15 protein-coding genes are annotated in these 12967 nt (G+C 69.6%); 12 read left to right on the plus strand and 3 right to left on the minus strand.

Going from position 1 to position 12967, the window contains the following annotated elements; all coding sequences use genetic code 11:
* The first annotated feature begins 165 nt into the window (after positions 1-165).
* Entirely contained in the window at positions 166-585 is a 420-nt protein-coding gene (locus tag XAN126_RS0116555; protein WP_024279704.1) for a hypothetical protein, read from the plus strand.
* A gap of 20 nt (positions 586-605) precedes the next feature.
* On the opposite strand, the gene XAN126_RS0116560 is transcribed toward XAN126_RS0116555, so the two are convergent.
* Positions 606-935 (minus strand): SMR family transporter, encoded by a 330-nt coding sequence (locus tag XAN126_RS0116560; RefSeq protein ID WP_024279705.1) that lies wholly within the window; start codon positions 933-935, stop codon positions 606-608.
* A gap of 174 nt (positions 936-1109) precedes the next feature.
* On the opposite strand from XAN126_RS0116560, the gene XAN126_RS0116565 reads away from it, so the two are divergent.
* The 6 genes from XAN126_RS0116565 to XAN126_RS0116590 all read left to right on the plus strand — a co-directional run bounded on the left by XAN126_RS0116565 (position 1110) and on the right by XAN126_RS0116590 (position 5705).
* On the plus strand, positions 1110-1607 hold the full coding sequence (locus XAN126_RS0116565) for a PaaI family thioesterase (protein WP_038226369.1): 498 nt from the start codon (positions 1110-1112) through the stop codon (positions 1605-1607).
* Complete coding sequence (gene sfsA, locus XAN126_RS0116570) at positions 1607-2320, plus strand: DNA/RNA nuclease SfsA (RefSeq protein ID WP_024279707.1); 714 nt, start codon at positions 1607-1609, stop codon at positions 2318-2320. The genes XAN126_RS0116565 and sfsA overlap by 1 nt, the downstream gene beginning before the upstream one ends.
* A gap of 94 nt (positions 2321-2414) precedes the next feature.
* Positions 2415-3419, plus strand: coding sequence for a L,D-transpeptidase (locus XAN126_RS0116575; protein ID WP_024279708.1), 1005 nt, complete (start codon positions 2415-2417; stop codon positions 3417-3419).
* Complete coding sequence (mepA, locus tag XAN126_RS0116580) at positions 3419-4294, plus strand: penicillin-insensitive murein endopeptidase (protein ID WP_024279709.1); 876 nt, start codon at positions 3419-3421, stop codon at positions 4292-4294. The genes XAN126_RS0116575 and mepA overlap by 1 nt, the downstream gene beginning before the upstream one ends.
* 122 nt (positions 4295-4416) lie before the next feature.
* The gene (locus XAN126_RS0116585) at positions 4417-4704 is read left to right on the plus strand and encodes an HdeA/HdeB family chaperone (RefSeq protein ID WP_024279710.1); all 288 of its coding nucleotides are present in this window, start codon (positions 4417-4419) and stop codon (positions 4702-4704) included.
* Positions 4705-4793: 89 nt separating this feature from the next.
* Entirely contained in the window at positions 4794-5705 is a 912-nt protein-coding gene (locus XAN126_RS0116590; RefSeq protein ID WP_024279711.1) for an alpha/beta hydrolase, read from the plus strand.
* A 5-nt stretch (positions 5706-5710) separates the two neighbouring features.
* Here the strand turns inward: XAN126_RS0116590 and XAN126_RS0116595 are convergent, their stop codons facing one another.
* Positions 5711-6154, minus strand: a complete 444-nt coding sequence (locus XAN126_RS0116595) for a nucleoside deaminase (protein WP_024279712.1) — start codon at positions 6152-6154, stop codon at positions 5711-5713.
* Positions 6155-6234: 80 nt separating this feature from the next.
* On the opposite strand from XAN126_RS0116595, the gene XAN126_RS29295 reads away from it, so the two are divergent.
* The gene (locus XAN126_RS29295) at positions 6235-8217 is read left to right on the plus strand and encodes a pseudouridine synthase (protein ID WP_024279713.1); all 1983 of its coding nucleotides are present in this window, start codon (positions 6235-6237) and stop codon (positions 8215-8217) included.
* 16 nt (positions 8218-8233) lie between these two features.
* Positions 8234-8785 (plus strand): 16S rRNA (guanine(966)-N(2))-methyltransferase RsmD, encoded by a 552-nt coding sequence (gene rsmD / locus XAN126_RS0116605; protein ID WP_024279714.1) that lies wholly within the window; start codon positions 8234-8236, stop codon positions 8783-8785.
* Between the two features lie 9 nt (positions 8786-8794).
* On the opposite strand, the gene XAN126_RS0116610 is transcribed toward rsmD, so the two are convergent.
* Positions 8795-9070 carry a metal-sensitive transcriptional regulator gene (locus tag XAN126_RS0116610; RefSeq protein ID WP_024279715.1) on the minus strand — a complete coding sequence of 92 codons (276 nt, stop codon included), beginning with the start codon at positions 9068-9070 and terminating at the stop codon, positions 8795-8797.
* 141 nt (positions 9071-9211) lie between these two features.
* Between XAN126_RS0116610 and XAN126_RS0116615 the strand changes: the two genes are divergently transcribed.
* From XAN126_RS0116615 to grxC, 3 genes are all read left to right on the plus strand, one after another.
* Complete coding sequence (locus XAN126_RS0116615; RefSeq protein ID WP_024279716.1) at positions 9212-11761, plus strand: heavy metal translocating P-type ATPase; 2550 nt, start codon at positions 9212-9214, stop codon at positions 11759-11761.
* 59 nt (positions 11762-11820) lie between these two features.
* Positions 11821-12612 (plus strand): ComF family protein, encoded by a 792-nt coding sequence (locus XAN126_RS0116620; RefSeq protein ID WP_024279717.1) that lies wholly within the window; start codon positions 11821-11823, stop codon positions 12610-12612.
* A gap of 63 nt (positions 12613-12675) precedes the next feature.
* Entirely contained in the window at positions 12676-12930 is a 255-nt protein-coding gene (grxC, locus tag XAN126_RS0116625) for a glutaredoxin 3 (protein WP_024279718.1), read from the plus strand.
* Positions 12931-12967 lie beyond the last annotated feature (37 nt).

A 12967-nucleotide genomic window follows, 5' to 3' on the forward strand; every position in this document is an offset into this window, starting at 1 on the left:
CTGCGCGGAACCCTTGCGCTGGACCCCGGATCAGCGCTCCGGCTACGCCGTTGCTTGTCCGGGGATCGGCGGATTCCGTCTCCCGCAGGAATCCTCTAAACTCCCGCCGTTTCATCGCCGCCGGCCCGACCGGCCCCCATATTTCAATCCTTGGAGCTGCCCGCCATGGCACGCGCCCGTACCGCCTATCTCAACCGGGCCGATGTGCCCGACCGTGCCGCGCTTCAGGCGGCGCTCGATGCCTTCAAGCTCAAGCTGGTGCTGGATGACGGCTATGTGCCGCTGGAAACCTCCGGCTACCTGCCCTGCACCCTCCATGGCGAGGATGCCGGCTTCACCCTGCGGTTTCGCGACGTGGGGGAGGATGGCGGCAAATCTCCCGCCCTCGCCCCGGTGCTGGGCGCGCGGGACGTGGCCGCCGACATCAAGTGGACCGGTGACATCCGCGAGGAGGTGAGCGCCATGGCGGTGCTCGCCGCCCTCGCCGGCTCATTCGGCGCCGTGGTGCACGACCCGGAGAAGGACGCGCTCATCGCGGCGAAGACGCTCCTCGCCCGCGCCAAAGAGGGCGCCGAGGAGCTATAGGCGTCTTGCCGGCGCTCGCCTCAGTGGGCGACGCTCTTCGACAGGAGGTTGATGACCACCACGCCGGCGATGATGAGCCCGAGGCCGATCAGCGCCGCGAGGTCCAGCTTCTGGCCGTAATAGATCCAGGCGAAACCCGTGACGAGCACGATGCCGACGCCCGACCAGATGGCATAGGCGATTCCCACCGGCAGGGTGCGGAGCGTCAGCGACAGGCAGAAGAAGGCGATGGCATAGCCGATCACCACGATGACCGAGGGGCCGAGCTTGGTGAAGCCTTCCGCCGACTTGAGGGCCGAGGTGGCGATGACCTCGGCGACGATGGCGATGAGAAGATAGACGTAGCTCATGTGACCGGCCCCCATGCCGCGGCATTCCGCGACCCCAGCGCAGCAAAGGCGCCGGCCCCGCTGGTGTCAACGCGGGGAAACTCCGCAGCGCCGGGCGGCCCCGCCTTTCAGTTGGAGGTGCCGTCATCGCCCGGCTATGCTCCCTCCCCTCCCCTTCCCAGCATGACGGCCACCGTGACCGAGCCCTTCACCCCCCGCGATCCCGCCTTCGAGACCAAGGTGCGCGACAGCTTCGCCCGCCAGCCCTTCATGACCCTCATCGGCGCCACCCTAGGCGCGGTGGCGCCGGGACGGGTGGAGATCGTGCTGCCCCATGCGGAGAAGGTGACGCAGCAGCACGGCTATTTCCACGGCGGCTCCATCGGAGCCATCGCCGACACCGCCGGCGGCTATGCCGCCTACAGCCTGTTCCCGCCGGATTCGACCGTGCTGACGGTGGAGTACAAGATCAACATCATGGCCCCCGGCAAGGGCGAGCGGCTGGTGGCCGTGGGCGAGGTGACGCGGGCGGGGCGCACCCTCACCGTTGCGAAGGTGGAGGTCTATGCCGAGGCGGGCGGCACCCGCACCCATTGCGCCACCGCCACCCAGACCCTCATGTGCCTCGCCGGCCGCAGCGACGATCGCGATGCGGCGCCGACCCACGCCCCTTCCGGCGGCGCGACGGCCTGATGCTGTTCGCCGCCCCCCTGCTGCCGGGCCGCCTCGTGCGGCGCTACAAGCGCTTCCTTGCCGACGTGGTGCTGGACGACGGCACCGAGACCACCGCGCATGTGGCCAATTCCGGCGCCATGCTGGGGCTGGATGCCCCCGGTAGCCGCGTGCTCCTCTCCCGCTCCCTCAACCCCGCCCGCAAGCTGGCCCTGAGCTGGGAGCTGGTGGAGGCGGATTTTGGCGCCGGGCCGGAGTGGGTTGGGGTGAACACCATGCACCCCAACCTGCTGGTCGCCGAGGCCATCGCCGCCGGCCAGGTGCCCGCCCTCGCCGGCTACGCCCGGATGCGGCGGGAGGTGAAATACGGCAAGGCCAGCCGCGTCGACATCAAGCTGGAAGACGACGCTCGTCCGGACTGCTTCGTGGAGGTGAAGAACGTCCACCTCATGCGCGCCCCCGGCAAGGCCGAGTTCCCCGATTGCGTGACCGCCCGGGGTGCAAAACATCTGGAGGAATTGGCCGGCGAGGTGGCGGCCGGGCGGCGGGCGGTGATGGTCTATATCAGCCAGATCGGCTCGGCCGATTCCATCGCCCTCGCCCGCGATCTCGACCCCGGCTATGGGCGAGCCTTCGACCGGGCGCGGGACGCCGGGGTGGAGGCGATCGGCCTCGCCTGCCGGATCACGGCGAATGGTATTAACGTTGAGCGAACCGTGCCCATGCTGGGATGAGGTGTCGATTCGAGAGCTGACACCATTGGACAGGCCCCGAACCCCGGGCGAAAACGTGGTGAAACCCGATTCGGAAACCTGGGGTGAATCGCCGATGGCCGTCCCGTTCAGCCTCTCCCGCCGCGGAACCCTGAAGCTCGCCGCAACCCTCGCCGGTGCCCTTGTGGCGGACTCCCTGCTGCCCGCCACCGCCGCCGACGATCCCGACCTTGCCGAGATTAAGGCTCTGAAACCAGGGACTTACGTCTGGTATCCCGAGCGCTCGCCCGACGGCTTCGTGGCCATCGTGGTGAACCTGTCGGACCAGCTCTGCTTCGTCTACCGCAACGGTGTCCGGATAGGGGCCTCCACGGTCTCGACCGGCAAGGAAGGGCATGAAACCCCTACCGGGGTATTCACGATCCTGGGCAAGGACGTGGACCACCATTCCTCGCTTTATAACGACGCATCAATGCCTTACACGGAGCGCCTGACATGGTCCGGCGTGGCGCTGCACGCAGGCGGCCTCCCTGGATACCCCTCCTCCCACGGCTGCGTGCACCTGCCGCTGGCCTTCTCCAAGCTGGTCTTCGGCATCACCCACCTGGGCACCCCGGTCATCATCGCCGACCGCCATTCGGCGCCAGAAGATGTTGTGCATCCGGGACTTATCATGAGCGAGGGTCTGGAGCAGCAGCTCGCCACCTCCGCCACCGGCGAGGGCGCCCCGCAGGATGCCACCGCCGCCCCGGAGCCCGTCTCCATGGTGGTGAGCCGGGCCGACAGCTCCATCACCGTCCTCAAGGGCGCACAGACCGCCGTGCAGGGTCCGGTGAGCATCCGCGATCCTCAGAACCCCTTGGGAAACCTCGTCTATGTGCTCATGAGCAAGGACGGAGCCGCGCCCCGCTGGAGCGCCGTTTCCTATGAGGGGAACGGCGTCGTGGCCGGTCTGGCGCAGGATGCGCTGGCCCGGATCAGCGTCGATCCCTCCATCAACAAGCAGGTGGCCACGCTGGTGACGCCGGGCACGACCTTGTTCCTCACCGACCTCCCAGCCCACCCCGGCACCCGGAGCGACGGCGGATTCGTCGTGATGGCACAGAAGGTTACGAGCTGATGCGCCGGCTCGCCGCGGCGGCAATCCTCGCCCTCCTCGGCACCGCCGCGTACGCCCAGAACAAGCCCGCAGCCCCGGTGCCGGCCAAGGAGCTGTTCGGCCGCGCCGCCCAGCCCGCCCCCATGGCCGCGCGCAGCATCGGTTTCTATTCCAAGGGCTGCCTCGCCGGCGCCCAGGCCTTGCCCGTCAACGGTCCGAACTGGCAGGTCATGCGCCTGTCCCGCAACCGCAACTGGGGCCACCCGGACCTCGTCGCGTTCCTGGAACGCTTCTCGGCGAAGGTGCCGCAAGTGTCTGGCTGGCAAGGCATTCTCGTCGGCGACATGGCCCAGCCACGCGGCGGCCCCATGCTCACCGGCCATGCCTCCCACCAGATCGGCCTAGACGCCGACATCTGGCTCACCCCCAGCCCCGGCCGCGAACTTACCCGAGAGGAGCGGGAAAAACTGTCCGCCTCCATGATGGTGCGCGCCGACCGCAAGGACATCGATCCCGCCAACTGGCGCCCGGACACCTGGAAGGTGATCCGCGCCGCCGCCGTCGAGCCGCGGGTGGAGCGCATGTTCGTCAATGCCGCCATCAAGAAGGCGCTGTGCCGGGAGGCGACGGGCGACCGGTCCTTCCTCGCCAAGGTGCGGCCCTATTGGGGGCACGACTACCACATGCACATCCGCCTCACCTGCCCGGCCTCCAGCCCCGACTGCCGACCGCAGGAGGCCCCGCCGACGGGCGATGGCTGCGGATCGGAGCTGGACTGGTGGTTCACCGACGCGGTGCTGCACCCCAAGCCGGAGAAAGAACCCTCCAAGCCCAAGCCGCCCCTCACCCTCGCCGATCTGCCCGACGCCTGCGCCGCCGTGCTCGACGCACGCTGACGACGGCCGGCCTCGCGCGAACGTGCTCGGCCGGGGAGACGGCCTCCGGCTGGTGCCGCTCCGCTCCCCGGCGCATCATACCAGTGCAGGCCGGAATGGCCGCAGCATCCTGGGAGGGCGCAATGCTGAAACGTCTGAGCGTCGGGGCCATCGTCCTGTTTGTGGGCCTGAGCCCCGCGGCGGCGGAGAAATGGGATCTTTCGACCATGACCTGCCAGCAATTCCTGCAGGCGGACAAGGATACGATCACCATCATCCTCACGTGGCTCGATGCCTACTACAAGGACGACGACGCGCCGCCGGTGATCGACACGGACAAGTTCGTGAAGAATGCCGAAAAACTTGCCGGATTCTGCGCGTCCTCGCCGAGCCTCGGTCTCATCACGGCGGCCGACAAGGTGTTCGACTGATCCCGGAACCCGCCGCCTTAATCCCGTCTTGAAGAGCTGTCCGCAATTCCGGCCGCCCCGGCCCACGGGACGGCGAGAGGGAGGTTCATGTGTCCGATCTGTCTGATCTTTTTCCCGGATTTGCCTCGCACTACGTGGATACGAAGGCTGGTCGCATGTTCCTGAGGCAGGGGGGGACGGGTTCTCCCCTGCTTCTGCTCCACGGTTTCCCCCAGAGCCACGTGATGTGGCACCGCGTGGCGCCGAAGCTCGCCGAGCAGCACACCCTCATCATTCCCGATTTGCCCGGCTACGGCTGGAGCGCGGCGCCGGAGGGCGGGGCCGATCATTTCCCCTATTCCAAGCGCGCCATGGCGGCCGCCATGGTGGAGGTGATGGAAAGCCTCGGCTTCGCCCATTTCTCCGTCATGGGCCATGACCGCGGCGCGCGGGCCGCCTACCGGCTGGGGCTGGACCATCCCGGCCGCCTCGACCGGCTGGTGCTGCTCGATATCGTGCCCACCTACCTGATGTGGCACCGCATGGACCGGGCGCGGGCGCTGCAGGTCTATCACTGGGCGATGCTGGCCCAGCCCAAGCCCCTCCCCGAGAAGCTGGTGGGTGGCAATCCCGCATGGTTTCTCGACTGGACCATGGCGAGCTGGACGGCGCACAAGGACCTTTCGGCCTTCGATCCACGCGCCATGGCGGCCTATCGCGCGGCGATTTCCTCGCCCGACCGGCTGCACGCCATGTGCGAGGACTATCGGGCCGGGGCCACCATCGACCTCGCCCATGACGAGGCGGACATCGCCGCCGGTCGAACCCTCTCCTGCCCGACGCTCGCGCTGTGGGGCGCCGCCGGAATCCCGAGCCGGGGCGCCAGCCCGCTGGAGGCCTGGAAGGCGTTTGCGCCGCAGGTGGAAGGACAGACCATCGAGGCCGGCCACTTCGTGGCGGAGGAGGCCCCGAAGGCGATGCTCGATGTGGCCATGCCCTTCCTGGCGCAGGGACGGCCGTAGACCGACTACCGGCGTTCCTGGAAGAACGCCCGCAACACCTCGGCCGCCTGCCGCTCGGCGATGCCGCCATAGACTTCCGGCGCGTGGTGGCAGGTGGGCTGGGAGAAGAAGCGGGGACCGTGCTCCACGGCGCCGCCCTTGGGATCGGGCGCGCCGAAATAGAGCCGGCGGATGCGTGCAAAGGACAGCGCCGCCGCGCACATGGCGCAGGGTTCAAGCGTCACGTAAAGGTCGCAGTTCATCAGACGCTCGGTCTTGAGCTGCGCGCCCGCCGCGCGGACCACCAGCATTTCCGCATGAGCGGTGGGATCGTTCAGCTCGCGCGTGCGGTTGCCATTGCGGGCGACAACCTCCGACCCGCGCACGAGAACTGCGCCGACCGGAACCTCGCCCCGCTCGGCTGCCGCGCGCGCTTCGTTGAGCGCCATCTGCATGAAGGTTCCCGACATGGTGCTTGTAAACCGCCCCTGATCTCGCCCGGCCCATCGCCGCGCTCGCCGCGCAGCCTGCGCTGTGCTAACTCCCCCTCATGCCGCGCACATCACCGCCCCGCAAGGGCAAGAACCGCGTTCCGCGCCAGAAGCGCGAACTCCCCGCCGCCCCTCAGAAGGAGGCAGAGCGCGTCGCCAAGGTCGTCGCCCGCGCCGGCCTCGGCTCGCGTCGCGAGATCGAGGAATGGATCGAGGCCGGCCGCGTGGCGGTCAACGGCGAGGTGCTCACCAGCCCTGCCGTCACCGTCACGCCGGCTGACGCCATCACCATCGACGGGGAGCCACTCCCCGAGCGGGAGCGCACCCGCCTCTTCCTTTACCACAAGCCCAAGGGCGTCGTGACCACTAACCGCGACCCGGAAGGCCGCACGACGCTGTTCGAGATCCTGCCCAAGGGCCTGCCGCGCCTCGTCAGCGTGGGCCGGCTGGACCTCAATTCCGAGGGCCTGCTTCTGCTCACCAATGACGGCGGCCTCGCCCGCGTGCTGGAATTGCCCGAGACCGGATGGCTCCGCCGCTACCGCGTGCGCGCCAACGGCGAGATCGATCAGGCCAAGCTCGACACGCTCATCAAGGGCATCACCGTGGATGGCGTCGAGTACGGCCCCATCGAGGCTGAGCTCGACCGGGTGCAGGGCGCCAATGCCTGGATCACGGTCTCGCTCCGCGAGGGCAAGAACCGCGAGATCCGCAACGTGCTCGGCGCGCTCGGCCTCGCGGTGAACCGGCTGATCCGCGTCTCCTACGGTCCGTTCCAGCTGGGCGAGATCCCCGAGGGCAGCGTCGAGGAAGTACGCACCCGCGTGCTGCGCGACCAGATCGGAGCTGACCTTGCCACTGCGGCCGGTGCGGATTTTACCGGTCTGCTGGTGGAGCGGGAGATTGAAGAAATCCCCGTGCGTCCCGCCTACCGTCCCGCGGGACGCCGGCAGGCCGAGGCCGACAAGGCCGGCGGGCTGAAGGTGCCATCTCGCCGCGCCAGCCGCGAGCGGGAGGAGTTCGACGCGCCGGTTGAGGATGTCATCCGCCCCGCCGCGCCGCGGGTGCGCCGTCGCGCCAGCGAGGAGCACGGCACCGAGCGCGTGGGCACCGTCGCCGACCGCAAGGGCCGTTCCGTGAAGGTCGAGCGTGTCCGCGCGCCCAAGGACGAGGCGCCGCGCCGCGCCCGTCCGGCGGCAGGCGAAGGCGAGGGCCGTCCTTTCCGTCGCAGCCGGGACGAAGGAGCCGCCGAGCGGCCGCGCCGCGAGGGTCGCCCCTCCTTCCGCGATGACGCGCCGCGTGGACGCGGCCCGCGCGAGGAAAAGGAAGATTTCCGCCGCCGCCCCACCCGCTCCGGGGGCGGCGACGAGCGGCCGCGCCGTTACGAGGATGACGGCGGCTTCAAGCGCTCCGGCCCCCGCCGCGAAGGCGATCGCCCCCAGGGTGACCGTCCGTTTCGCTCCCGCCCTGAGGGACGTGGCGGCGATTTCGGCGACAGGCCGACCCGCAGCCGCAGCTTCGGTGGCGACCGGCCCGAGGGCGAGCGCCCGGCCCGCGCCCGGCCCCGGCCGGAAGGACGCGGCGGCGACTACGGCGACAAGCCCGCCCGCGGCCGGAGCTTCGGCGGCGAGAGGGCGGAGGGCGAACGCCCCGCCCGTGCCCGGCCCCGCCCGGAGGGACGCGGCGACTATGCCGACAAGCCCGCGCGCAGCCGCAGCTTCAGCGGCGAGCGGACAGAGGGCGAACGCCCCGCCCGTGCCCGGCCCCGGCCGGAAGGTCGCGGCGATTTCGGGGACAGGCCGCCGCGCGAGCGCAGCTATGGCGACAAGCCGGCCGGCCGCACCCGTTCGTTCGAGGATCGTCCGGGCGGCGGAAAGCCGGCGGGCCGGCCGGGGGGCAAGCCCGGCGGCTTCGGCGCGAAGGGGCCGGGCAAGGGATTTGGGAAGCCCGGCGGTCGTCCCGCGGGTGGCAAACCCGCTGGCAAGCCCGGCGCTGGACGCTCCGGCCCCGGCAAGCCGGGCGGTCCGCGCGGCAAGCGCTGACGGGAACGTCTGACCCATGCGCATCGTGGGTGGCCGCCTCAAGGGACGGGCTCTGAAAGGCCCGTCCTCCAGCCTCACGCGCCCCACCTCCGACCGGCTGCGCGAGAGCCTGTTCAACATGCTCGCCCACGCCTATGGCGATCCGTGCGACGGCGCGCGGGTGCTCGACCTGTTCGCCGGCACCGGGGCGCTCGGAATCGAGGCGCTGTCGCGCGGCGCGCGTTTCGCTTTGTTCGTGGAGGAGGCCGCGGAGGCGCGGGGGCTCATCCGCGACAATGTGGAGGCCCTCGGCCTCACCGGCGTCACCAAGGTGTTCCGCCGCGACGCCATCCGGCTCGGCGAAATGGGACCGGGCGAGCCCTACGGCCTCGTCTTCTGCGATCCGCCCTACGGCAAGGGCCTCGCCGAGCAGGCGATCGCCGCGGCGGTTGATGGCGGCTGGCTCACCCCCGACGCGCTGCTGATCATCGAGGAGCGCACCGGCCTGTTCGTCACACCGGACGGCTTCCGCGAAATCGAGCGGCGCGCCTATGACGAGAGCGAGCTGACGTTTATCGAGCGGGCCTGAGCCCCTCCATCACCGCTCGCTGCGGACGATGACCTCCATCAGCTCCGCCACCTTGCGACGCTGGTCCTCCGCGTCGCCCGAGCGGATGGCATGCTCGACGCAATGCCCCACATGATCCTTCAGCACCTCCTCCTCCACCCGCCGCAAGGCGGCGCGGACGGCGGAGAGTTGGGTGATGATGTCGATGCAATAGCGGTCCTCCTCCACCATGCGGGAGAGGCCGCGCACCTGGCCCTCGATGCGGCTCAGGCGCTTCTGGACTTGCTCTTTGGTCGGGCTGCGCATGGCTTGCCATATACCCCCTATGGGTATAATGGACAAGAGATAATACCCCCGGGGGGTTTATTGACGCCTTGAACATGAGCCAGCGCAAGGCCACCTGCCCCGATGCGGCCTAACGCTGGCAGCCGGATTTGCGGAGCCGCCATGGCACAAGACCACTCGTCACACGACCATTCCTCGCACGGCGGCGATTGCTGCGGCGGCAAGGCCCCGCCCCCGCTCGACTTGTCGGCGGTGGCCAAGCCGGCCTTGCCCGAGACGGTGAAGGATCCTGTCTGCGGCATGGACGTGAAGACCGACCCGGCGGCCGGCAAGCCCACGACCGAGCATGAGGGTCGCACCTATTTCTTCTGCTGCAACGGCTGCAAAACCAAGTTCGAGGCGGCGCCGGAGACCTATCTCACGCCAGTGAAGGACCCGGTGTGCGGCATGATGGTGTCGCCCGGCACGGCCAAGTACTCGGCCCGGCACGAGAAGAAGCCCTATTTCTTCTGCTCGTCCTCCTGCGAGACCAAGTTCAAGGCCGACCCCGTACGCTACGTGGGCGGGGCCGCGCCGCCGCCGCCCGTCGAAGTCCCGGCCGGCACCATCTACACCTGCCCCATGGACCCGGAGATCCGGCAGATCGGGCCCGGTATCTGCCCCATCTGCGGCATGGCGCTGGAGCCGGAGGTCGTCACCCTCGACGAAGGGCCGAACCACGAGCTGGTGGACATGACCCGCCGCTTTTGGATCGGCCTCGCCCTCACCCTGCCCGTCTTCGTGCTGGAAATGGGGAGCCACCTTTTCGGCTGGTCGCCGCTGCCGCAACAGATCTCGAACTACGTCCAGTTCGCCCTTGCCACGCCCGTGGTGCTCTGGGTGGGATGGCCGTTCCTCCAGCGCGGCTGGCTGTCGCTGAAAACGCGGCATCTCAACATGTTCACCCTCATCGCCATGGGCACGGGGGTGGCCTATCTCTATTCGCTGGTGGGCACCTTCGCGCCGGGACTGTTCCCGCACGATTTCCATGCCCATGGCGGCGGCGTGCCCGTCTATTTCGAGGCGGCGGCGGTCATCACCGTGCTCGTGGCCCTCGGTCAGGTGCTGGAGCTGCGCGCCCGCGAGCAGACCTCCAGTGCCATCAAGGCCCTCCTCTCCCTCGCCCCCAAGACCGCCCTGCGCATCCGCGCCGACGGCTCGGACGAGACCATCGACCTCGGCCTCGTCGCCCCCGGCGACCTGCTCCGCGTGCGCCCCGGCGAAAAGGTGCCGGTGGACGGCACGGTGGCGGACGGCCGCGCCGTGGTGGACGAAAGCCTCGTCACGGGCGAGTCGCTGCCTGTCTCCCGCGAGCCCGGCGAGAAGGTCATCGGCGGCACGGTCAACGCCTCCGGCGTCTTCACCATGAAGGCGGAGAAGGTCGGCCGCGAAACCCTCCTCTCCCAGATCGTGCAGATGGTGGCGCAGGCGCAGCGGTCGCGCGCGCCGATCCAGCGGCTGGCGGATCAGGTTTCCGGCTGGTTCGTGCCGCTGGTGTTCGCCGCCGCCGTCGTCGCCTTCGCGGTGTGGATGGCGGTCGGCCCTGAGCCCCGGCTCACCTTCGCGCTGATGGCGGCAGTGAGTGTGCTCATCATCGCCTGCCCCTGCGCCCTCGGCCTCGCCACGCCCATGTCGGTGATGGTCGGCGTCGGCCGCGGCGCCCAGCTCGGCGTGCTGGTGCGCAACGCCGAAGCGCTGGAGCGCATGGAGAAGGTGGACGTGGTGGTGGTGGACAAGACCGGCACCCTCACCGTCGGCAAGCCCAAGGTGATCGCCGTGCGCGCCTTCAACGGCCGCAGCGAGGATGAGGTTCTGCGCCTCGCCGCCGCGCTGGAGCGGGCGAGCGAGCATCCCCTCGGCACCGCCATCGTGCACGAGGCTGCGGCGCGGGAGCTCGTCACATCCGAACCGTCCGGTGTTGAGAGCCCGGCGGGCAAGGGCATCGTCGGACAGGTGGAAGGACACACGATCGCCGTGGGCCATGCCGCCTTCATGAGCGAAATCAGTGTCCACACCGACCACCAGACGGCCATGGCCGAGAGCTTCCGCCGCGAGGGGGCGACGGCGGTGTTCGTCGCCATCGACGGCAAGGCGGCCGGCCTCGTGGCCATCGCCGATCCGGTGAAGGACACGACCGAGGCCGCGCTGAAGCGGCTGCAGCAGGACGGCGTGCGTGTGGTCATGCTCACCGGCGACAACCGCACCACGGCCCTCGCCGTGGCCAAGCGCCTCGGCATCGTCGAGGTGGAGGCAGAAGTTCTGCCTGCCCGCAAGGCCGAGGTGGTCGAGCGCCTGCGCAAGGAGGGACACGTGGTGGCCATGGCCGGCGACGGGGTGAACGACGCCCCGGCTCTTGCCGTCGCGGACGTGGGCATCGCCATGGGCACGGGCACCGATATCGCCATGGAGAGCGCGGGCATCACCCTGCTCAAGGGCGACCTGGCTGGCATCGCCCACGCCCGCGCCCTGTCGCGTGCCACCATGGCGAACATCCGGCGCAACCTGCTGTTCGCCTTCCTCTACAATGCGGCGGGCGTGCCCATTGCGGCCGGCGTGCTCTACCCCAGTCTCGGCCTGCTCCTGTCGCCCATGGTGGCAGCGGCAGCCATGGCGCTCTCGTCCGTCAGCGTCATCGCCAACGCCCTGCTGCTGCGGGCCTTCACGCCGCGCTGAGCGGCAACGCGCCTTTACAGGCCTCGCCCCCGGACGGAAGATCGATCCGGGAGGCGGCCATGGAGCTTTCGGCAGCGGGCATTTCGGAGCGGATCGGCCGGGCCGGCGCCGTGGCGCGCGGCTTCGGCTCCGCCCTACTCGGGCTCGCATTGCCGCCCACCTGCATCGCCTGCGGCAGCATCACCGGCGCGGCGGGGGGATTGTGCGGGCCGTGCTGGGGCAAGCTCTCCTTTATCAGCCGGCCCTATTGCGAGCGGACCGGCGCACCGTTCAGCCACGATCCAGACCGCGTGTTCGGCGATGGCTGGCTCTCGGCCGAGGCGCTCGCCGATCCTCCGGCCTATGATCGCGCCCGTGCGGCCGTCACCTTCGATGACGTCGCTCGCGGCCTCGTACACAAGCTGAAATATGCCGACCGCCTCGATCTCGCAGCGCCCATGGCGCGGCTGATGCTGCAGGCCGGCACCGATCTTACGGGCTCAGCCGAGATCATCGTGCCGGTGCCGCTCCATCCGATCCGGCTGTGGCGGCGCAAGTTCAATCAGGCGGCGCTCCTCGCCCGGCATGTGGCGGCTGCCACGGCCTTGCCCGTCGAGGCCGGCGCGCTGGTGCGGCGCCGCCGGACGCCCTCGCAGACCGCTCTGGGGCGCAACGCGCGGCGGGCGAATGTCGCCGGCGCTTTTGCAGTGCCGCATGGTGCGGCGCATCGCATCGAGGGCCGTCGCGTGCTTCTGGTCGATGACGTGTACACGACGGGTGCGACGCTCGACGCCTGTGCGCAGGTGCTCCGCCGCGCCGGTGCCGCCGGTGTCGATGCGCTCACGTTTGCGCGGGTTGTCGAATTCGGCTGACCCCTTATGATGCGACGCTTTCGTGACGGCACGCCCCCGCGCCGTCCCACCTGTCGTGACATCATGAAGCCCATCGAAATCTATACCAAGAGCTGGTGCCCCTATTGCCATTCCGCCAAGGAATTGCTGCGGCGCAAAGGCTTGACCTTCACCGAGATCGACGTGACCACCGACGCCGAAGGCCAGCAGGAGATGATCCGCCGCGCCAATGGCCGCACGTCCGTACCGCAGATCTTCATTGGCGAGACCCATGTGGGCGGCTGCGACGACCTCTACGCTCTGGAGGACGCCGGCCGGCTGGACGCCCTCGCAGCCTGACCCTGCACGGGGCGTGCGAACGGCAGGCCCCGTGCAT

The sequence above is a fragment of the Xanthobacter sp. 126 genome, assembly GCF_000526175.1.
Lineage (GTDB): Bacteria > Pseudomonadota > Alphaproteobacteria > Rhizobiales > Xanthobacteraceae > Xanthobacter > Xanthobacter aminoxidans.